This window comes from Lutibacter oricola (assembly GCF_900106565.1).
GTDB classification, from domain to species: Bacteria; Bacteroidota; Bacteroidia; order Flavobacteriales; family Flavobacteriaceae; genus Lutibacter; species Lutibacter oricola.
This window is the reverse complement of sequence record NZ_FNNJ01000001.1, coordinates 1,098,487-1,119,532: the sequence shown is the minus strand read 5'-3', so window position 1 is coordinate 1,119,532 and position 21,046 is coordinate 1,098,487. Positions and strand designations below refer to the sequence as shown.

Annotated in this window: 19 protein-coding genes; 8 read left to right on the top strand and 11 right to left on the bottom strand. The window is 29.0% G+C overall.

The window, feature by feature from the left end; all coding sequences use genetic code 11:
• Positions 1–4 precede the first annotated feature (4 nt).
• The gene (locus BLU40_RS04600) at positions 5–1,192 is read left to right on the top strand and encodes a Gfo/Idh/MocA family protein (protein WP_090120195.1); all 1,188 of its coding nucleotides are present in this window, start codon (positions 5–7) and stop codon (positions 1,190–1,192) included.
• 241 nt (positions 1,193–1,433) lie between these two features.
• Positions 1,434–4,187, top strand: coding sequence for an outer membrane beta-barrel protein (locus BLU40_RS04595; protein ID WP_090120193.1), 2,754 nt, complete (start codon positions 1,434–1,436; stop codon positions 4,185–4,187).
• A 301-nt stretch (positions 4,188–4,488) separates the two neighbouring features.
• Here BLU40_RS04595 and BLU40_RS04590 read toward each other — a convergent pair whose 3' ends face one another.
• Together BLU40_RS04590 and galK are read right to left on the bottom strand one after the other, a co-directional pair.
• Positions 4,489–6,108, bottom strand: coding sequence for a sodium/sugar symporter (locus BLU40_RS04590; RefSeq protein ID WP_090120190.1), 1,620 nt, complete (start codon positions 6,106–6,108; stop codon positions 4,489–4,491).
• A gap of 22 nt (positions 6,109–6,130) precedes the next feature.
• Positions 6,131–7,267, bottom strand: coding sequence for a galactokinase (gene galK, locus BLU40_RS04585; RefSeq protein ID WP_090120188.1), 1,137 nt, complete (start codon positions 7,265–7,267; stop codon positions 6,131–6,133).
• Between the two features lie 222 nt (positions 7,268–7,489).
• Between galK and BLU40_RS04580 the strand changes: the two genes are divergently transcribed.
• The 3 genes from BLU40_RS04580 to BLU40_RS04570 all read left to right on the top strand — a co-directional run bounded on the left by BLU40_RS04580 (position 7,490) and on the right by BLU40_RS04570 (position 11,590).
• Positions 7,490–9,727, top strand: a complete 2,238-nt coding sequence (locus BLU40_RS04580) for a tetratricopeptide repeat protein (RefSeq protein ID WP_090120185.1) — start codon at positions 7,490–7,492, stop codon at positions 9,725–9,727.
• A gap of 20 nt (positions 9,728–9,747) precedes the next feature.
• Positions 9,748–10,452: an NUDIX hydrolase gene (locus tag BLU40_RS04575; protein WP_090120183.1), complete on the top strand. Its 705-nt coding sequence runs from the start codon at positions 9,748–9,750 to the stop codon at positions 10,450–10,452.
• A 124-nt stretch (positions 10,453–10,576) separates the two neighbouring features.
• The gene (locus tag BLU40_RS04570; protein WP_090120182.1) at positions 10,577–11,590 is read left to right on the top strand and encodes a UDP-glucose--hexose-1-phosphate uridylyltransferase; all 1,014 of its coding nucleotides are present in this window, start codon (positions 10,577–10,579) and stop codon (positions 11,588–11,590) included.
• 72 nt (positions 11,591–11,662) lie between these two features.
• On the opposite strand, the gene BLU40_RS04565 is transcribed toward BLU40_RS04570, so the two are convergent.
• The 8 genes from BLU40_RS04565 to BLU40_RS04530 form a co-directional block, all read right to left on the bottom strand.
• Entirely contained in the window at positions 11,663–11,941 is a 279-nt protein-coding gene (locus BLU40_RS04565) for a hypothetical protein (protein ID WP_090120180.1), read from the bottom strand.
• 171 nt (positions 11,942–12,112) lie between these two features.
• Positions 12,113–13,063, bottom strand: a complete 951-nt coding sequence (locus tag BLU40_RS04560; protein ID WP_090120178.1) for a pseudouridine synthase — start codon at positions 13,061–13,063, stop codon at positions 12,113–12,115.
• Between the two features lie 60 nt (positions 13,064–13,123).
• Positions 13,124–14,053, bottom strand: coding sequence for a geranylgeranylglycerol-phosphate geranylgeranyltransferase (locus BLU40_RS04555; RefSeq protein ID WP_090120175.1), 930 nt, complete (start codon positions 14,051–14,053; stop codon positions 13,124–13,126).
• Between the two features lie 24 nt (positions 14,054–14,077).
• Positions 14,078–15,004, bottom strand: a complete 927-nt coding sequence (locus BLU40_RS04550; RefSeq protein ID WP_090120173.1) for a mevalonate kinase family protein — start codon at positions 15,002–15,004, stop codon at positions 14,078–14,080.
• A 45-nt stretch (positions 15,005–15,049) separates the two neighbouring features.
• Positions 15,050–15,400 (bottom strand): four helix bundle protein, encoded by a 351-nt coding sequence (locus tag BLU40_RS04545; protein ID WP_090120171.1) that lies wholly within the window; start codon positions 15,398–15,400, stop codon positions 15,050–15,052.
• A gap of 50 nt (positions 15,401–15,450) precedes the next feature.
• On the bottom strand, positions 15,451–16,569 hold the full coding sequence (locus BLU40_RS04540) for a diphosphomevalonate decarboxylase (RefSeq protein WP_090120169.1): 1,119 nt from the start codon (positions 16,567–16,569) through the stop codon (positions 15,451–15,453).
• Between the two features lie 102 nt (positions 16,570–16,671).
• Complete coding sequence (locus tag BLU40_RS04535) at positions 16,672–17,388, bottom strand: LytR/AlgR family response regulator transcription factor (protein WP_090120166.1); 717 nt, start codon at positions 17,386–17,388, stop codon at positions 16,672–16,674.
• A complete protein-coding gene (locus BLU40_RS04530) occupies positions 17,381–18,451 on the bottom strand; it encodes a sensor histidine kinase (RefSeq protein WP_090120164.1) in 1,071 nt (356 codons plus the stop codon). The genes BLU40_RS04535 and BLU40_RS04530 overlap by 8 nt, the downstream gene beginning before the upstream one ends.
• 209 nt (positions 18,452–18,660) lie before the next feature.
• On the opposite strand from BLU40_RS04530, the gene BLU40_RS04525 reads away from it, so the two are divergent.
• From BLU40_RS04525 to BLU40_RS04515, 3 genes are read left to right on the top strand one after another with little or no spacing between them, the layout of a single operon-like run.
• On the top strand, positions 18,661–19,050 hold the full coding sequence (locus BLU40_RS04525) for a MotA/TolQ/ExbB proton channel family protein (protein ID WP_090120162.1): 390 nt from the start codon (positions 18,661–18,663) through the stop codon (positions 19,048–19,050).
• Between the two features lie 40 nt (positions 19,051–19,090).
• Entirely contained in the window at positions 19,091–19,699 is a 609-nt protein-coding gene (locus tag BLU40_RS04520) for a thiamine diphosphokinase (RefSeq protein ID WP_090120161.1), read from the top strand.
• Positions 19,692–19,925, top strand: a complete 234-nt coding sequence (locus BLU40_RS04515; protein WP_090120159.1) for a hypothetical protein — start codon at positions 19,692–19,694, stop codon at positions 19,923–19,925. The genes BLU40_RS04520 and BLU40_RS04515 overlap by 8 nt, the downstream gene beginning before the upstream one ends.
• Here the strand turns inward: BLU40_RS04515 and BLU40_RS04510 are convergent.
• Positions 19,917–21,044 (bottom strand): glycerate kinase, encoded by a 1,128-nt coding sequence (locus BLU40_RS04510; RefSeq protein WP_090120156.1) that lies wholly within the window; start codon positions 21,042–21,044, stop codon positions 19,917–19,919. The two genes, BLU40_RS04515 and BLU40_RS04510, sit on opposite strands and share 9 nt — an antisense overlap.
• Positions 21,045–21,046 lie beyond the last annotated feature (2 nt).

The window sequence follows — 21,046 nt, the reverse complement described above, 5'->3', positions numbered from 1 at the left end:
GAAAATGGATAGAAGAGATTTTATAGTTAAAGGAGGAGCAGCTTCAGCAGCATTATTAGCATCAACCTCAATGTTAGGAAATATTACAGCTGGTTCAAAACCTAAAAGAATCGGTGTTATTGGAACTGGAGGAAGAGGACAAGGGCTTATTTCTGTAACCAATAAAATTGAAGGTATGGAAGTTATTGCTTGTTGCGATACGTTACCTTTTAGATTAGAAGAAGGATTAGCTAAATGCGAGAAAAAAGCAAAAGGTTATTCAGACTATAAAGATTTATTGAAGAATAAAAAAATTGACGCTGTTATAATTACAGCTCCTTTTGGTCTTCATTACCAAATGGCAGTAGATGCTATTGACGCAGGTAAACACGTATATTGCGAAAAAACAACGGTTAAAGGCTACGAAGCTGTACATAAATTAGTGAAAAAAGTTAAAAATTCAGATCTAATTTTTCAAACAGGCCATCAATATCATAGTTCTCGTATGTACACACATATTGTAGATTTAATTAAAAATGGTAAAATCGGTAAAATTGCAGCTTTTGAATGTCAATGGAATCGTTTTTCTAACTGGAGAAAACCAGTACCAGATCCAAAATTAGAACGTGATATTAACTGGAGATTATACAAAGAACTTTCTGGAGGTTTACCAGCAGAATTATGCTCTCATCAAATTGACTTTGTAAACTGGGTTCTAAATGCAACTCCAGATAAAGTAATGGGAATTGGAGGAATTGATTATTGGAAAGATGGTAGAGAAACTTTTGACAACGTGCACTTAATGTACAATTATCCTGAAGGTGTTAAAGCAAAATTTACCTGTATTAACAGTAACAAAAGAGATGGTTACCAAATAAAAGTAATTGGAGATAAAGGTACTTTAATTATAAAACCTAAAAGTGCTGTATTTTTCCCTTCGGAAGTTAAAAAGAGCTTAATAAAAAAAGAAATTGATGGTTACTCTGGAGCAACTGTTCAAGGTCAAATGAAATATGGAGAACAAATTAAGGTAAAACATACAGAGCCTACTAAACAAGCTTTAATTGATTTTAGAGAAAGTTTAATCACTAATACACAGCCAATATCTGATGTAATTACAGGTTGCAAAACGGCTATTTGTGTTCAAATGGGATTAGACGCTATGTACAATGAAGAAATTGTACACTGGAAACCAGAATACAATATTTCATAAAAATTAATTATACTTTTTTTTGATTGATACTCAAATAAGCAGCTGCATCTATTATTGCAGCTGCTTTTTTTTTGTTTAACACTTAAATGTATTCCTTGGTAATTTTATACAATTAATGGTAAAAATTGATATATATAAAGATTATACAACTACCAAACCACCTATGATTATAAGTATATTTACGCTATTAAAGAAATAACAACAACCTCTAACTTCAATACCGATTAAATAAATATTTTAAATGTTTAAAATTCGCTCAACAAAAAATAAAACTATAAAACTTCTTTTTGCTTTTAGTTTTTTAGCTCAAATAATTTTTGCTCAAGAACCCTCTATAAAAGGAATTGTTGTAGACGATGTAAATACACCTCTTGAATTTGCTTCTGTTGCTTTACTAAAACCACAAGATTCGGTAATGGTTAGTTACAGCATAACAGATAGCAAAGGACAATTTGAAATTTTAGATAGCCCTTCTGGAGAGTTTTTAATGCAAATTTACTTTTCTGGTTTTCTACCCTATTACACAACTATAAATTTTAAAAATGAAGTCATTGATTTAAAGTCTATTCAATTAAAATCTAATGTTGAAAGTTTAAATGAGGTTACTATTACCGCCGTAATTCCTGTGCAAATTAAAAAAGATACTATTGCTTATAACGCTAATTCTTTTAAAATACATCATGATGATAATATAGAAGATTTGTTAAAAAAATTACCTGGTGTAGAACTTGACGGAGAAGGTAACTTAAGCTCTCAAGGAAATGAAATAACTAAAATTTATGTTGACGGAAAAGAATTTTTTAGTGGAGACCCAAGTATTGTATTAAAAAACTTATCTGCAGATGCTATTAATAAAATTGAAGTAATCGATAAAAAAAGTGACGAGGCTGAATTAACAGGTGTTAGTGACGATCAAAAAAATTATGTTATTAATTTAACACTTAAAAAGAGTAAAAAAAGAAATGGTTTTGGAAAATTATCAGGTGGTATTGGTTTAGACAACAAATACTTTTCAAATTTAAACTACAATAAATTTTCTCCTAGAACTCAAGTTTCAATTATTGGAAAATATAATAACATTAATGTTACCGGTTCAAATATAAAAAACTTTTTATCTGCCAATGGTGGCTTAACTGATGATTCTGATGATAATGGGTCTACTTCTTCATTTGACAGAAGAAAAAGAAGTTTAAGTGGTAATTTAACATCTGGTGTGGGTGGGTTTCATATTGGTCATGAATTAAAAGATAAAGAAGTTATTAATGCCGATTATTTTTATAATTATTTAGAAAACGTTGGTACATCTATAACTAAAAGAACTTCTTTTACAAAACTTAAAAACTTTCAATCTGATATAAATGATGACAACAATAAAACTACTCACAACCAACACCTAAACTTTAACTATGAAAATAAAAGAAATAGTACAAGCAGGTTACTTGTTAAAGGAAATTTTACCACAGAAAAAACAAAAAGTGATTTAAATAGAGATGTTTTTTACTATAATGAAGATGGAGAATTAAGAACTTTTAATGATATCAAATTTTTTGATGATCGCAGAAGAGATAATGGAAATGTAAGAATTAACTATTATAAAAAATTAAATGAGAACAAAAGAAATTTTAGTACAGGTTTCTCTTTTAGTTCTAGTAAAAATGAAAATTTAAAAGATCAATACAATTTAAACACCAACAACTCAAATAATAAAACTACTGAAACAACAATTTTAAAAAATGAACTTTTTAAAAACAACAATATAAATTTCAACTTTAATTATACAGAACCTTTAGGCGGAAATCATTTTCTTAAAGTACAATCTTTATTTTTTGTTAAACATGGTTCAGAAAAAACTGATCAAGTAAAGTTTAGAAACAGTGTTGAACAAACACCATTAAATTATTCAATAAAAAATAAAGAAGAAAGCTACAACTCTAAACTATCTTACAACTATAATACGCCAGTTTTTAACTTCAACATAGATTCTGAAATTCAACATTTATATAGAAGCTTTGGTTTAGTAACTGAAGATTTTTTCAAAAAAAACCAAACTTACTTCAACCCTTCAGCATCTATCCGCTACAGGCCTAAAAAAGGAAGTCAACATTTACTAAGGTATAGAAGACAAATTAGATCTCCAAGAGCATCGCAAACTTCACCAGTAATAAATGATCTAAACCCATATTATATTAGAAAAGGTAACACCGATTTAAAAACCGAAAAAATAGATAACCTAAGTTTTAACTCTAACATTCATAATTTCAAATCATCTCTAAGTTTTTTTACCAAAATAAATTATCAACACACGCAAGACGCTATTATACAAAGCCTAGTTATTGATGATGATTATGTACAAACTAGAAGTTTTTTAAACAAAGGAAGTCAAGATAGACTAACCGCAGAGCTTAGCTTAAATAAAAGAGTTAAACAATTAGGGTTTAGATACAATTTAAAAACTAAAGGTACTTATAGAACTGCAAACTCTATTATTGAATTAGAATTAAACGATGTAACAACTAAAGAATATTTATTAGGCGCATCGATAGAAAACAATAGAAAAAGTATATTCGACATTAAATTTGGTGCTAATTACACTATAAATAAAACGGAATTTTCTGTTGTTGAAGGTTTAGATAGAGAATATATAAAACAACATTATTATTCTAAATTTGATTATGACATTTCAAAAAAACTAAATGTAAATACACAATTCGATTATTACACGTATAGCGATAGCAATTTTGAATCTAACCAAAATATACCTTTTTGGAATGCAAGTGTTTCCTACACCTTCACAAAAAACAATAACGGTATTTTAAAGCTACTATTAATCGATATTTTAGATAAGAATGTAAATATTGTTAGGCGAAGTACTATTAACTATTTTGAAGAAACTACCAACCAAACATTAGGTAGATATGTTATACTTAGTTTAACTATGAGACTAAATTCTCAGAATGCAAAAAACATGAAAAAGAAGAAGAAAAAAAGGTTTTAAAACTAGATTTTCTCTTATTAATGCAACAACTTAACACAACTTGTATTTACCTTTAGTTTTCTAAGAACACCTAATTTCATTTATACAGAAATAGAATATTGTTTCAAAACCACACACTAAACTAGATTAATTTATTGCAGCAGCAATATTCCTAAACACTTTAAAACTAAGCAGGCTATAACTTATAAAAGTAGCTTTCTAACAAATTAAATATTAACACATAAAAAAAACCGCTACAAATATTGTAACGGTTTTTTATATATTGAATTTAAATCTATTTACTTATAGTAAGACTCAGATTTTAGTTCCAGAACATAGCATATAATGCAACTAATATTAACATTACTGCAAAGGCTCCTATATTAAACAAAGGACTTGTTTTAAACAACTCTTTAGTAATATCAATACCTTTTTCATCATCTTTTCCTTTATGTTGAATTAAACTTGCAATAACAATAACAACCATTGTTAACACTGCAGTTAACCCCATTTGATCCATCCAAGGCATAGTAGTTGCTTTAAATGCAACTGCAATTGGAATTGACGCTAACGCACCAATAATTGCTGCTTTGTTTGTTGTTTTTTTCCAGAATAAACCTAACATAAATACAGCTAAAATACCAGGAGAAACAATTCCTGTATACTCTTGAATAAATTGGAAAGCTTGGTCAATACCACCTAAAAGTGGAGCCATAATACAAGCAATTACCAATGCTACAAATGCAGATATTCTACCCATATTAACGGTAGCTTTATCACTTGCATTTTTGTTAATGTATTGTTTGTAAATATCCATTGTAAAAATGGTAGAAGTTGAATTTAACATAGAAGCTAAAGAAGATACGATTGCTGCTGCTAATGCTGCAAAAGCAATACCTTTCATACCTGTTGGTAAAAATTGCAATAACCAAGGATACGCTTTATCTGCCTGGTCTAAAGATGGTAAATTTTTCATACCAGCTTCACCTAAACGAGCCATAATTTCAGGATCATTTACCATTACATAAGCAGCAATACCAGGAACTACAACAATTACTGGAATTACTAACTTTAAAAATGCAGCTAATAAAATACCTTTTTGAGATTCTTTTAATGATTTAGCAGCTAAAGTTCTTTGAATAATATATTGGTTGAAACCCCAATAGTATAAGTTTGCTACCCATAAACCACCAACTAAAACACCAATACCTGGTAAGTTTTTAAATTCTGGGTTAGATTTATCTAAAATCATTGCAAATCTATCTGGAGCAGCTTCATAAACTGTTTTAATACCTTCAATAACTCCTTCTCCACCTGAAACAGTATTTAAAGCTAGGTAAGTAGTTACTAAACCACCTAACACTAAAAATACAACTTGTATAACATCTGTCCAAGCAACTGCTGATAAACCTCCATATAAAGAATAAGCCGCTGCAAATAATGCTAAACCAATAACACCATATATCATAGGCACTCCCATAATAGTTTCCAAAGCTAAAGAACCTAAGTATAATACAGAAGCTAAGTTAACAAACACGTATAAAGCAATCCAAAATACTGCTAATATTGTTTTTAAGTTGGTTGAAAATCGTTTTTCAACAAATTCTGGAATTGTATATAATCCTTTTTCAATAAAAATTGGTAAAAAGTACTTACCAACAATAATTAATGTTAAGGCAGCCATCCACTCGTAAGAGGCAATTGCTAAACCTAAAGCAAAACCAGAACCAGACATACCAATAAATTGTTCTGCTGAAATGTTTGCTGCAATTAATGAGGCACCAATTGCCCACCAAGGTAATGATTTACTTGCTAAAAAATAATCTTCAGCGTTTTTTTCATGTCCCTTCTTATCTCGGGAAACCCATAAACCTACTCCTAAAATTAAAACGGCATAGGCTACAAAAATGAAGTAGTCCCAAAAGTGAAAATCTGTATTCATCATAGTTATCTAGTTAAGTTAATTATTTTACTAAAGAAGTTCCACCACTCGGGTTTGCTTCAAAAGATGTTAGTTTTATATTAAATTTTTCAAAATATGCTTCTGAAGCTGCTTTTGCAAACGCTTCAGCTTTATCTTCGTGTATAATATTAATGGTACAACCACCAAAACCACCACCCATCATACGCGCTCCAATTACCTCATCATAGTCTTTAGAAAAGTCTACTAAAAAGTCTAATTCTGGACAACTTACTTCGTACAATTTAGATAATCCTTCGTGAGTTTCATACATATTAGCTCCCATAACATCTAACTGATTGTTTTTTAAAGCTTCTACAGTATTTAATACTCTTACTTTTTCATCTACAACATATGAACATCTATTGTAAGTAACAGCATCTAATTCTTCTTTAAACTCTTCTAACATTTCTGGAGTAACGTCTCTTAAAGATTTTACCTCAGGATATTTTTTCTGAATAACTGCTACTCCACCTTCACACATAGCTCTACGCTTGTTGTACTCACCATCTGCCAAGTTGTGAGATACATTTGTATTTAATAATAATATTTTATAAGGTTTAATTTGAATAGGAACATACTCATACTCTAAAGATTGACAATCCAGTAAAATTACATGCCCTTCTTTACTCATTACAGACGCAAATTGATCCATAATACCACATTTAGTTCCAACGTAGTTATGCTCAGCCATTTGACCAATTTCAACCATTTTTATTTTTGACAATCCTAAGTCAAATAATTCATTTAAACCAAAAGCAACACCACATTCTAATGCTGCAGATGAGCTAATACCAGAACCTACAGGAATATTACTGTCTAAAACAAAATCAAAACCTTCTAACTTGTCACTTTCTTTTTGAATTCCATCAATTACACCTAAAACGTAATTTGCCCATTGCTCATCACCTGGCGCAACTTCATTTAAATCGAAAGAAAAATTTGTATTAAAATTAGCACTGTGTATATTACACGTTGTTGGCGTACCGTTTTTTCTAAATTTGAATTGAATTTTTTTATCAATTGCAGTTGGCAAAACAAAACCGTTATTATAATCAGTATGCTCTCCAATAATGTTAATTCTACCTGGTGAATCTACAATTATATCGTATTTGGTTGATTCCGTGTTTAAATTACTCACAGCTAATAAGTTTTAAATTAAAATAATAAGTGTCAAATTTACATTTATTATTTTTAAATTAAAAATGTTTCTTGAAAATTTTCAAACAAATGTGACCTATTTAATATAAATGTATTTCGTACATTTGTTAAATTAATACTAATGTAGTATTCTTAAAATCAAATATAAATTAAATATAATTCTTACCCTTGAAGAATCTATTTAAAAAATCAACAAAACAGAATGAATTCTTTTTTGAATAATATAAAATCTTACATACTAACTTTTTCAGGAATTTTATTAATTTCTATTACAATATCTTGCAACAACAATAATACTAAAACAACTAAGTATACAGAAATAGAACCTGTTGCGTCTACATTTGTTGGTGGAAGCTCTTGTAAAACCTGCCACGAATCCGAATACAATTCTTGGAAAGATTCTCACCACGATCAGGCTATGAAATTAGCAGACTCTGTTTCTATATTAGCCAACTTTAATAACACCAAGTTTACACATAAAGGAGTTACAAGCAAGTTCTACAAAAAAGATGGAGATTTTTATGTAAATACCCAAGGTGAAGATGGTAAATACCACGAATATAAAATTATTTACACATTTGGTTTTACACCTCTTCAACAATACATTGTAAAATTCCCTGATGGAAAATACCAATGTTTATTGACAGCGTGGGATTCTGTTAAAAATAAATGGTTTCATTTACAACCAAAATTAGATATTCACCACGAAGAATGGATGAATTGGACAGGTGGTTCTCAAAATTGGAATACCATGTGTGCAGATTGTCACTCAACAAACTTGCACAAAAACTTTGATGGTGAAACAGATATCTACAAAACAACTTTTGACGAAATTAATGTGAATTGTGAAGCTTGCCACGGTCCATCAAGTGAACACGTAGCTTTTTACGAAAAAGAAGATCAAACCGGTACTCCTCCAAAAATGCATATGGAAACGGGTATGGATTCTAAAGAGTTAGTTCAAAAATGTGCAAGATGTCATTCAAGAAGAGCTCAAATAACAGATTTTTACGATTATAAAGGTCACTTTTTAGACCACTACGATCCTCAGTTACTTACATCGCCTACTTATTTTGAAGATGGTCAAATTTTAGATGAAGATTATGTATATGCTTCATTTGTACAAAGTAAAATGTACTCTTTAGGTGTTTCGTGTAGAGATTGCCACGATGTACATTCTATGAAACTTAAAAAAGACGGAAACGACCTTTGCTTAACTTGTCACGTACCCGCTAATTACAATACTCCTAAACATCACTTTCATAAAGAAAACACAGAAGCTTCGCAATGTATAAATTGCCATATGACTGGTAGAATTTATATGGGTAATGATTTTAGAAGAGATCATAGTTTTAGAATACCTCGACCTGATCAAAGTGAAAAATATGGTACTCCAAACGCTTGTAATGGATGCCATACAGATAAAAGCGCTAAATGGGCTGCAGATTTTGTTATTGAAAAATATGGAGATGAAAGAGCTGATCATTTCTCTGATCACTTATTAAAAGGTTACCACGAAAATAAAGATGGTTTTAAAGATGTATTTTCAAACGAAAACTATCCAGAAATTGCAAGAGCAACGGCTATTAATCAATATGTTAATCGAGCAATTACGGAAGAAGATGTAGTTAACTTATTAAGCTATTTAAAAGATCCTTCAATTTTAGTTAGAACAGAAACTGTTAGGGCGTTAGAAAAAACTCAACTACCTAATTACTCTAACAATGTAATGCCACTATTGCAAGATTCTTTAAGAATTGTACGTATTGCTGCTGCAAGGTATTTTAATATGGCAAAAATTGATATGAGTACCAATGAAGACTTCAAAAAAGCAAATAAAGAGTATTTAAACCAATTAGATTTAAACTTAGACTTTGCTTCCGGACACCATCAAAAAGCTCTGTATTACCAAGCAAAAAACAATACAGAAGCAGCAATAAAATCATACGAAAAAGCAATTAAAATAGACAGTTATTATAATATGTCTAGAATGAACCTAGCCTTATTATACTATCAATTAGGTGAACCTAAAAAAAGTGAAAAATTATATTTAAAAGTAATTGAACAAGAACCTGATTTCGCTTTATCTTACTATATGTTAGGTTTACTTTATAATGAATTAGGTGATAATGAAAACTCTTTAAAATATTTAAAACTCTCTAGCGAAAGAGAACCTGCTAGTGTAAATTCTTTTTACAATTATGCTTTAAAACTACAAGGAATTAAAGATTACAAAGAATCAATACTTGTATTAAATAAAGGATTGAAGGAATTCCCAAATGATGAACGATTACTACATATTAAAGCCATTGCGCTTGTTAATTTAAATAAGCTCAGTGAAGCTTACCAAATAGCTGTAGATTTAACTAAAATAAATCCAAACAACCCTAATTATCAACAATTACTACAAAACATACAGGTAACTATACAGAATAATTAATTAAAATTGCGAAAGAACTTATGAAATTAATAGATAATGCACACATATATAATACGCAACAAAAAATTTTAATTGCAGTAGACTGTATTATTTTTGGCTTTGTAGCCAATAAATTAAAGCTACTTTTATTTAAACGAAAAATAGAACCATTTAGAGGTGACTGGTCTTTAATTGGGGCTTTTATAAAAAATGATCAATCTATTGATGATGGTGCAAAACAAATATTATTTGAAACCACAGGCTTAGATAATATCTATTTAGAGCAATTAAAAACATATGGTTCAGTTTATAGAGATCCTGCAGAAAGAGTAATATCAGTTACTTATTATAGTTTAACAAGTGTTACAGAATTTGAACTAGAAAGTGTAGAAAAATATGATGCACATTGGTTTGATTTAGATGAAATTCCTGAATTAATTTTTGACCATAGCGTTATGGTTCAAGACGCTATAGAAAGTTTACGTCAAAAAGCAAAACACCAACCTATTGGCTTTAACTTATTACCTGAATTTTTTACTATTCCTGAATTACAAACGTTGTATGAATGTATTTATCAAAGACCTTTAGACACACGTAATTTCAGAAAAAAAATACTTTCGTTTGATATTTTAAACAAATCGGATAAAAAAGATAAATCTGGTTCTAAAAAAGGAGCTTTTTTATATAGTTTCGATAAAGAAAAGTTTGAAACATTGATTGCTAAAGGTGTAAATTTCGAAATTTAATTACCATAAATTTCAATTCAACTTAATTAACTTTAAAATAACACTTTTTTTATTAAATGTATTTTTTACATTTAATATATTTTCTTATATTTGATAAAAATTTAGTCAGCTAAATAGACACATTATGAACGATAATTTTTCATCAACACCACACCGTAGATACAATATTTTAACAGGAGAATATGTTTTAGTATCGCCACACAGAACTAAACGTCCTTGGCAAGGAAAAAAAGAAAGCGCAGCAAAAAAAGAGCAAATTAAGCACGATCCTGATTGTTATTTATGTGCTGGAAACACTAGAATTAATGGAGAAGTAAATCCAAATTATGAAAGCACTTATGTTTTTCAAAACGATTTTGGAGCTTTATTAGAAGATAGTACTCCGTTTACATACAACGAAGGTTTACTAAAGGCTGAAGACGAAACTGGAATTTGTAAAGTTATCTGTTTTTCACCAAATCATTCTGAAACTTTACCTGACATGGAAATTTCAGCAATTGAAAATGTAATTTCTGTTTGGCAAAAAGAATATAAAGAGCTAGGTGCAAACCCTGCTATAAATCATGTACAAATATTTGAGAATAAAGGAGCTATTATGGGTTGTAGTAACCCACATCCACACGGGCAAATTTGGGCTCAAAAATCTATTCCAAATGAAGTAATTAAAAAAACTGAAAAACAAGAAGAATATTTCAATGCAAAAAACCAAAGTTTATTGGTTGATTACGTTAAACAGGAAATAGAACTTAATGAAAGAGTTATTTTTGAAAATGAAACTTTTGTAAGTGTTGTTCCTTTTTGGGCTGTTTGGCCATATGAGGTTATGATTTTACCAAAACGTCAAATTCAACATATTGGTTTATTAACAGATGCTGAGAAAAAAGATTATGCTGAGCAAATAAAAGTTGTAACTCAAAAGTACGATAAGTTATTTGATTGCTCATTCCCATATTCTGGAGGTATTCACCAAGCTCCAACTGATAAAGAATATGATTCTTGGCATTTCCACATGAGTTTTTACCCTCCATTATTACGTTCTGCAACTGTAAAGAAATTTATGGTTGGTTATGAAATGTTTGGTATGCCTCAACGCGATATTACAGCAGAAATTGCAGCTCAAAGTTTACGAGAGCTATAGATTTATATTAAGTTAATTATAATAAAAAAAGCCGCTGAATTAATCAGCGGCTTTTTTTTATTAATCTATATTTTAATCATCGTTTAAATCAATATCGTCAACTTTTATTGAGTCATCAATTTCTAGTGAATCTTCTTCTTCGTGGTTTTCCATACTATCTACAAGTTGATCACTAATTTTAACCATATACACAGTATCATCGGTTTTTACCTCAACAGCTTCTATATACTGACCTTTATGATTTGTAAAATGAATTACATCTCTAATTCCGTACCCGTCAGGAAATTTTTCGACTAACAAATTTAAAATTTCAGGGGTTAGCTTTTTAAAATCTACTATTATTCTCTTCAAAATAAATTAGTTATAATTGATTATTTATTAATAATTTTTGGTTGCTATTCTCTATAACTCCCTCATCAAATATAAAAAAATATTTTTATCAAAAAAGAAAAAATGATTTGAAAAAACCCTTAATCTTCAACACGTGTATAAGTTTTTACTTAACTTAACACATACATAACATTACAACATTTTTAAATTGTTTACCTCCATTTCGGTTAAATGTCTCCAATGTCCACGCGGTAAATTTTTCTTTGTTAAACCAGCAAAAATAACTCTATCTAATTTTACAACGGCATAATTAAAGTGTTCAAAAATTCTACGTACAATTCTATTTCTACCTGAATGAATTTTTACACCTACTTCAGATTTTGGTTGATTTTCTATATAAGAAATATCATCTACTAAAACTCTTCTTTCATCTAGCATAAAACCATCAGAAATTTTATGCAAATCAGACATTGCTAATTTTTTATCTAACGATGCGTGATAGATTTTTTGAATATTATGTTTTGGGTGTGTTAGTTTTTTAGCTAACTCACCATCATTTGTAAATAACAATAACCCTGTAGTATTTCTATCTAATCTACCAACAGGGTAAATACGCTCTTTAGTTGCATTTGAAACAAGCTCCATTACAGTTCTTCTTCCCCTATCATCTTCCATAGTAGTGATAAAGTTTTTAGGCTTATTTAACAGAATGTACTGCTTTTTTTCCGGGCTTATTAAAACATTATCAAAACGAACTACATCAGTTGTCATAACTTTATAACCCATTTCTGAAACAACTTTTCCGTTTACTGTTGCACTACCCGCTGCAATAAAAACATCTGCTTCTCTACGTGAACAAATACCTGCATTTGCAATATATTTATTTAAACGTATTCCTTCATTTTCACTTTTTTCTTGTTTTGGAGCTGCAGGCTTAGATGGTTTTGAAAATTTGCCCTTGTTATCAAACTTTCTTTTTGAAGTATTTGACGTTTCGTAATCTCTTTTAAATGGTCTTTTGTGGCCACCTTCACTAGAACTTGAAGAAGATTTACGCTTATCATCAAATTTTCTATTTGTTGATTTTTGAGGATTTTTCTTTCCTTGTTGTCGTCCTCTCGACGAGTTTTTATTTGAATTCATTATTATATTTTTTGCAAAATTACTTTTATTCTGCATATAAAAAAGAAAACAAAGAACTATTTAAACTAATCTATTGATTATTACCGAGTAATCAATTAAAGCTAAGCTAAAAACACCTGCTAATATTAGCAGTTTTAATAACAAATGTAAAATTGAGTATTGTTTCTTTGAATTACCAAACCATAAACCAATTGTAAAAATAATTAACACCACAATACTTGAGTAAAAATAATACTTCATACCTCCTATTTCTGGATATTTCATTAGAAAATAAATAGGATTTAATGTTAAAACTGCTATAAAGCTTACCAATATTTTAGTAAAATGTTCGCCATACTTAACAGTAATTGTTTGATAATTTTGAGTAAAATCTCCTTTAATCCGCCCCAAATCTTTAATTAACTCTCTAATTAAAAGAATAAAGAATAAAAACGCTGCATGTGTAAATATTATTTCTGAAAAGTTTTTATAGTAAACAAAAACAGCAAAAAAGGGTAAAATTGCAAGTGTAGCTGCAGAAAAAAAGCCAAGTAGCGGATACTTTTTTAATTTATGTGAATAAAACCAAATTAAAAAAATATAAACTGAAAAAAAAACAAAAGCTTTCCAAGAAACTAAAAAACTAAATACAGCACCTATAAAATTAAGTAGAAAATAAATTCTTAATTTAATTTTTTGACTAACTATTGCGTCTATTTTAGATTTAACAGGCTTATTAATTCTATCTGCCTCTGAATCGTAAAAATTATTAATAATATATCCTGCTGCAATAACACATATTGTAGCTAATACAATAAAATATAGATTTAAATCTAAAAGTACTAATTTCAATGATTTTTGTGGTGAAAAAATAAAGATAGAAGCAAGATACTGAGCTATAACAATAAGAAAAATATTGTAACCTCTAACTACAGAAAATAAGCTTAAAATTTTAATATACAAAGGCCTATTCTTCTTTGCATTGTTTTTTGAAATCTCAAGTAAATCCATTGAAGTAATCTCTACTTTAAAAAATTAGAATCTATAAACTAATTCTAACTTAAAGTTTTTAAGAATATTTTTAGTCTTTTCAAAATCTTCTGTAAATCCTAAAATATAACCTCCACCACCTGAACCGCAAAGCTTTAAATAATAATCGTTAGATTCTATTCCTTTTTGCCATACATTATGAAATTTTTGAGGAATCATAGGTTTAAAGTTATCTAAAACAACTTTCGATAAACTTTTAACATTGCCTAAAAGAGATTTTACATTTCCGTGTAAAAAATCATCAATACAAGCATCGGTATGTTTTGCAAAATCTTCACTCAACATCTTTCTGAAACCTTCATTTTTCATTTTATTCATAAAGATATTAATCATTGGTTCGGTTTCACCAATAATTTCAGAATCTAATAAAAAAACAGCACCTTTACCTTCTTTTTGGGATGGAATACCTGTAGCTTCTAAATTATCTTTTGAATTTATTAAAATTGGAATACTTAAATATGAATTTAAAGGATCTAAACCTGAGCTTTGTCCGTGAAAAAAAGACTCCATTAATGAGAAAATTTGTTTCAACTTCAACAATTTATCTCTTGTTAAATTTTCTAAAACTGTAATTTTATCTTCAGCATATTTATCATAAATTGAAGCAACTAAAGCACCAGAACTCCCTACTCCGTAGCCCATTGGTATACTAGAATCAAAATACATTCCATCTTCAATGTCAGCCTTAAATTCATCTAAATTAAACACCACCAAATCTGTATTTAACTGTGATAAGTACTTATAAAACTTAGCTAAGTTCTTTGTTGAATTTATGGCTTCTTTTGAAGGGTTTTCAGACTTTTTTAAAGCTCCTTGATAACTATTATATGGTATAGCTAATCCTTTAGAATCTTTAATAATTCCGTACTCTCCAAAAAGTAAAATTTTCGCGTAAAAAAGTGGTCCTTTCATCTTACAATTAAAAATGTATAATGAAAAATTAAAAAATTATGATTTCTAATTTTTCGCTGATTTTACAATACTAACCAATATTTTTATAATTTCAGAAGATTGTAATTTATATTTTTTATAAATATCGCTATTTATATAATCTGTTTTATGTAATAATTCTAGCCAATAATCAGTTTCGTTTGCTTCTTTTAAACTAATTGACATTTTACTGATAAAGTCTGGTTTACTCTGAGCAAACTCGGCTTCCCTAACATTAGCCCCAATTGATGTTCCAGATTTCAGCAATTGTCTAGACATTACATATTCCTGCTTTGATTGAGATAATTCCTTATACAGCCGAACAATTTCAATTGCAAAGGTAAAGCTTTTGGCTTTAATTATATTCTCTTTCTTCATTATAGCAATTATGTAAATTAAAAGAGAACAATTTAATTATTCCTTTTTAATTATAACTTTTTCATTAATTGAGCCCCTGTTCCAACTCTATCGCAAATATAGTGATTTTCTTGACAATATTGAATTAACTCTCTTGTTATAAAATTGTTAACCTGTTCCTTTTCTGCTTCTGGAAACAAAATATGTACGTTTGCACCAGCATCTAGTGTAAAACAAATGTTACTATTTGTCTCAGCTCTAAAAGCCCAAATTTTATTTATAATTTTTAATGTATTTGGTTTCATTAATATAAAATAAGGGTTGCTTGTCATCATCATTGCGTGCAAGCTTAACGCTTCACTTTCAACAATAGCAATAAATTCTTTTAAATCTCCATTTTGAAGTACTTCTGATATTTTTGAAATATTATCATTCGCTTGTTTAAAACGTTGTTTTGCAAAAGGGTGGCCGTACATTAATTTATGACCAACAGTACTTGAAACTTGTTTTTCACCTTCATCTACCAACAAAATAGTATCGTGATAGTTTTTAAAATTCTTATGAACTTGAAATGGGAATTTCACTCCAAACAAATCTGAACTTCCATTAATTTCTTTGTGATTTCCCCAAACAATTAATTCTCCTTCTACACTTCTACAAGCACTTCCAGATCCTAAACGCGCTAAAAACGATGCTTTTCTATTGAAATACTCTTCAGTCATTTCTGGATTTAACTGCTTTTCAATACTCATAACACACAAAGCCAAAGCACTCATACCACTTGCCGATGATGCAATACCACTACTATGAGGAAATGAGTTTCGTGATTTTATAACTAAATCGAACTCTTTTAAAAAAGGTACATATTTTTCAACTCTTTCAAAAAATGTTTTAATTTTTGGCTTAAAACTATCCTTTTTTTCACCTTCAAAATACACCTCGAAACTGAAATCACTAGGATGAGATTCTGAAACAAGTTTAGAATTACGTTCTTTTGATTTATACTCTAAGGTAGTTAACGTAAAACAAGCATCTAGTGTAAAACTTATTGAAGCATTTTCCGGTAATTGCGGATCGCGTTTACCCCAATATTTTACTAAAGCTATATTACTTGGAGTTTTCCAAGTAAACTCGCCATTATTTATAAGTTCAGAATTATAATTTTCTAAAATAAAATTGGTTTCAGTCAAAACAAAAATTTTGAGCAAAGATAACTAATTTAGATATTAGATTTGAGAATTTAGACATTAGATATTTTGTTCAAAATTTAATAAAATTAAACAATTAACTACTTATACATTTTCCAGTCTAGAGAGCACGTCTTTTTTATAACTTCTGCTAATTGGTAAAGCCTTTTTATTAATCTCGATAAACTCATTTGTAAAAGACTCTATTTTAGGTATTGAAACTATATAAGAACGATGTATTCTTAAAAAATCTGCTTTAGGTAATTTAGCTTCAATACTAGAAATTGTTTCTCTAGTAACTACGACTTTTTCATTTAAATGAAATTTTAAATAATCGCTAAAACTTTCGATATAGTTGATTTCAGAAAAGTTGATTTTCACCATTTTTCTATCGGCCCGAACAAAAATAAAATCGTTCTTCTCTGGCTTAATTTCTATTGAATGATGCTCAATCTCAACGTTATTTTCTCCTATAAATTTGTTAACTGCTTGCAATAAACGTTCAAAAGAAATTGGCTTTAATAAATAATCAACTGCCTGTAAGTCAAATCCGTCAATTGCATATTCTCTGTAGGCAGTGGTAAAAATTACTTTAATACTTTTATTAATAGATTTTGCAAAAGAAAGCCCTGAAATTTCAGGCATATTTATGTCTAAAAAAATTAAATCTATTTGATTTGAATTGATTTCGTTAAAAGCTTCAACAGCATTTTTACAAGTTGCAATTATATTTACAGCTGCTACTTTTTGTAAGTGATTTTCTAAAATTTCACGTGCAACTGGCTCGTCATCAACTATTATACAATTTACTATTTTACTCATTTTTAAATTGTTTTAAATTATCAATAGTTAATTTCACTTTAAAAAATGAATCGGTTTGAAAGGTTTCTAAAGTATGTGAATTTGGATATAACATTTTCAAACGTTTTGCTATGTTTTCTAGCCCAATCCCATTATTGGTTTTATTTTCTTTTATTGAAGTATTCTCAATTTCAAAAAACAATTTATTGTTATCCGTTTTAATTTGAATTGAAACATATAAACTTCCATTAATAATATCTCCATGCTTAAATGCATTTTCAACAAAAGGTATTAATAACATTGGGGCAATTTGAATATTTTTACTAGAAATATTAACGGTTGTTTCTACTTCCAAGGTGTCGTGAAACCTCATTTTTTCTAATGAAACGTAGTCTTGCAAATGATTTATTTCATCCATTAAAAAAACCTGAGGTTTTTCAATTTGATATAAAATATAATCTAACAAATTAGAAAGCTTTAATATCATTTCTGGTGCTTCATCTTTTTTATTTAAAGCAAAACCATAAATGGTATTTAATGAATTAAACAGAAAATGCGGATGAATCTGCATTTTCAGAAACCTTAATTCCTGATCTTTAATCTGTAATTGAGTTTCTAATATTTTATTCTTCAAGTTCTCGTTACTTACAATAGATTTATAGTTGTACATTATTAAACTAAATGACACAAAAATTAACACTACAAAATAGACACCTAAAATAATAAATGGCAAGGTTTTAGTTAAAGGAACAGTACCCATTTCTTTAAACCCTTCAGAATAAACCAACCCATATAAAATGGATACAAGAATTATAAATACAGAAAGAATAAAGGTGTAAATACTGTACAAAATAAAGTACACATACTTTTTTGTGAGTAAATAATTAGGAATTAAATAATAAACAAAAAAGTAGCTAACTAAAATAGTTACAGGCATTAAAAAACCTGAAAACTTATTTACATACTTGGTATTTGAACTTCCATAACCCAAAAAATATGCATAAAAGTAATAGATTACTATCCAAAACAGTATATGGCTACATATGGTTAAAATGTGTTTTAAAATGGATCTGTTACTTATCATAAAGTGCAATATGCAAATAATGTTAAAGCTACATTTATTTTAGCGACCGAAATAGAAAAAAGGACCTCTTTTTACCATTTTTCAACTTTATTCTACAAAATTCTCTTTTAATCAGTCGATTGTCGTAACTTTTTAGTTAATTATCGCATTAATAAAATAAGTAATTGTAAACAATTTACTTTTGGTTTATAAATTTAAAAAATCATATTATGTTATTAGCACTTCACAGTTTTATTCCTTTAGTTGGAAATCCTTTTATTGATAGATTAAATGAAGGTGGACCATTATTTATGTACACAACACTATTTTTACTAATAGTAATTTTAGCCTTATTAATTAGAGGTTTTGTAAAACCTACAGCTAGAGATAAAACCGTTACATTGGTAAGCTCCATTAGTTTATTTGTATTAGTTTGGGGGTTTTTAGGACAAATGTTAGGTTTTATATCTGCTTTTGATGCAGTTCAAGCTGCAGGAGATGTTTCGCCTGCAATGCTAGCTGGAGGAATAAAAGTTGCAATTCTTTCACCATTATTTGGAATGATTGTATTCTTAATTGCACGTATTGGAATTATAATTTTAAACATTCTGAAGAAATAAATTTCTTTCTTATCTGCCTTTTTAGTTACTTTTACAAAACATGAAAACTAAAAAGGCTTTTATTTTATTAAACGGTTTGGAACCTTCTGTTTTTCCAGACTTATCTGCATATGATATTGTGTGTGCTATTGATGGTGCTTACAATCATTTTGAAAAAAATAATATGTTACCTGATTTAGTTACAGGAGATTTTGATTCTATTCATAAAATTCCAAAAACGGTAGAAGTAATAAATACACCTGATCAAAATTATACAGATTTTGATAAAGCTTTAATGATTTTAAAAGAACGCGGTTTTTTTAATATTGAAGTTTATGGTGGTAGCGGAAAAGAACACGATCATTTTTTGGGAAACATTAGTACAGCACTTCAATGGAAATCAACTTTAAATATTTCTTTTTTTGATGATTTTGGCACCTATTTCTTTATTGAAAACAATATTCAACTTAATAATTTAAAAGGTAGAAATGTATCTTTAATTCCTTTTCCATTTGCCGAAGGTATCAATACGAATGGGTTATATTATCCCTTAAAAAATGATTCTTTAGTTTTTGGAGAACGCATTGGAACTAGAAATAAAGCTAGTGAAAACACTGTTGAAATTTCATACAAAAAAGGGAACCTTTTAATATATGTAAGTAATGAATAGAAAATTAAAATTGATCTGGGATTTTCGCGGTCCAGCTTCACAAAAAACAGCAGAACACCATTGTATTCATCTAAAAGAATTTGCTACAATAGAAAAACTACATTATTATGAAGTAGACTTAAATGTAGTTTCTGAAATGCACGCTATAGCTTTTATAACAGTTGACGAAGTTGATATGAAAATTTATAGAGATGCTTTAAAACCTCATCGTGGGCAGTTAGCGTAATTTTTCTTTAATAAACTTTGCTGTAATTTCATGTAAATAATTTGCGCTATTCTGCATTGCATCTTCAAGATTTGACGTTCTTTCAATAACTGAATCGGCATATGAAATTCTCATATTCTCTAATTCTTTTTTATCAATTGTAATGCTTCCACAAAAAACAGCAACATTAATACTATGCCGTCTTGAAGACTCTAAAACTCCTTGAATTGCCTTACCAGACATTGTTTGATTGTCCAATTTTCCTTCACCGGTAATTATCCAATCTGTATTACTTAAGTTTTCATCGAACTTAGCCAAGTCTTTTATTAGCGTTATTCCAGAAACTAATTCTCCTTTTAAAAACACTTTTGAAGCAATTCCCATTCCTCCAGCTGCACCTGCGCCAGCAATATCTTGAGGATTAATTTTAAACTGTGTTTTTATAAGCTTCGAAATATGTTGTAAACCTTTATCTAACTGTTCAATTTCTTCTTTTGAAGCTCCTTTTTGAGCCGCGTACACATAAGCTGCTCCATTTTCTCCATACAACGGGTTGGTTACATCGCAAGCAACTTTAAAAGTTACTTCTTTTAAAAGAAGATGTACTTTTGAAGTTTCAATATATTTTATGTTCTCTAAATTTTTACCAATTGGCTCAACTTGGTCTCCACTAGCGTCTAAAAACTGATAACCTAAAGCGGTTGCCATTCCAATACCACAATCGTTTGTTGCACTACCACCAATACCTAAAATAATTGTTTTTGCTCCTTTTTCTAGTGCATCAATAATTAACTCACCTGTTCCAAAAGTAGTCGCCTCCATACAGTTCAACTCTTCTTTTTGAAGCAGTTTAATTCCTGAAGCTTCAGCCATTTCAATAAAAGCTGTTTTAGATTTTTCAGAAAACAAATACGAAGCTTTAACTGGTTTAAAAAACGGATTATTTACAGTAACATCAACAAACTTACCTTGTAAATAAAAGTCAGCCACCTCAATGGTTCCATCTCCTCCATCGGCTAACGGAAGTTCCAAAACTTCAGCATTTGGATTAAAAGCCAAAATATTCTTCTTCACAATATTGCAAAACTCAACACCGGTTAAAGAACCTTTAAACTTATCTGGAGCTACAACTATTTTCATTC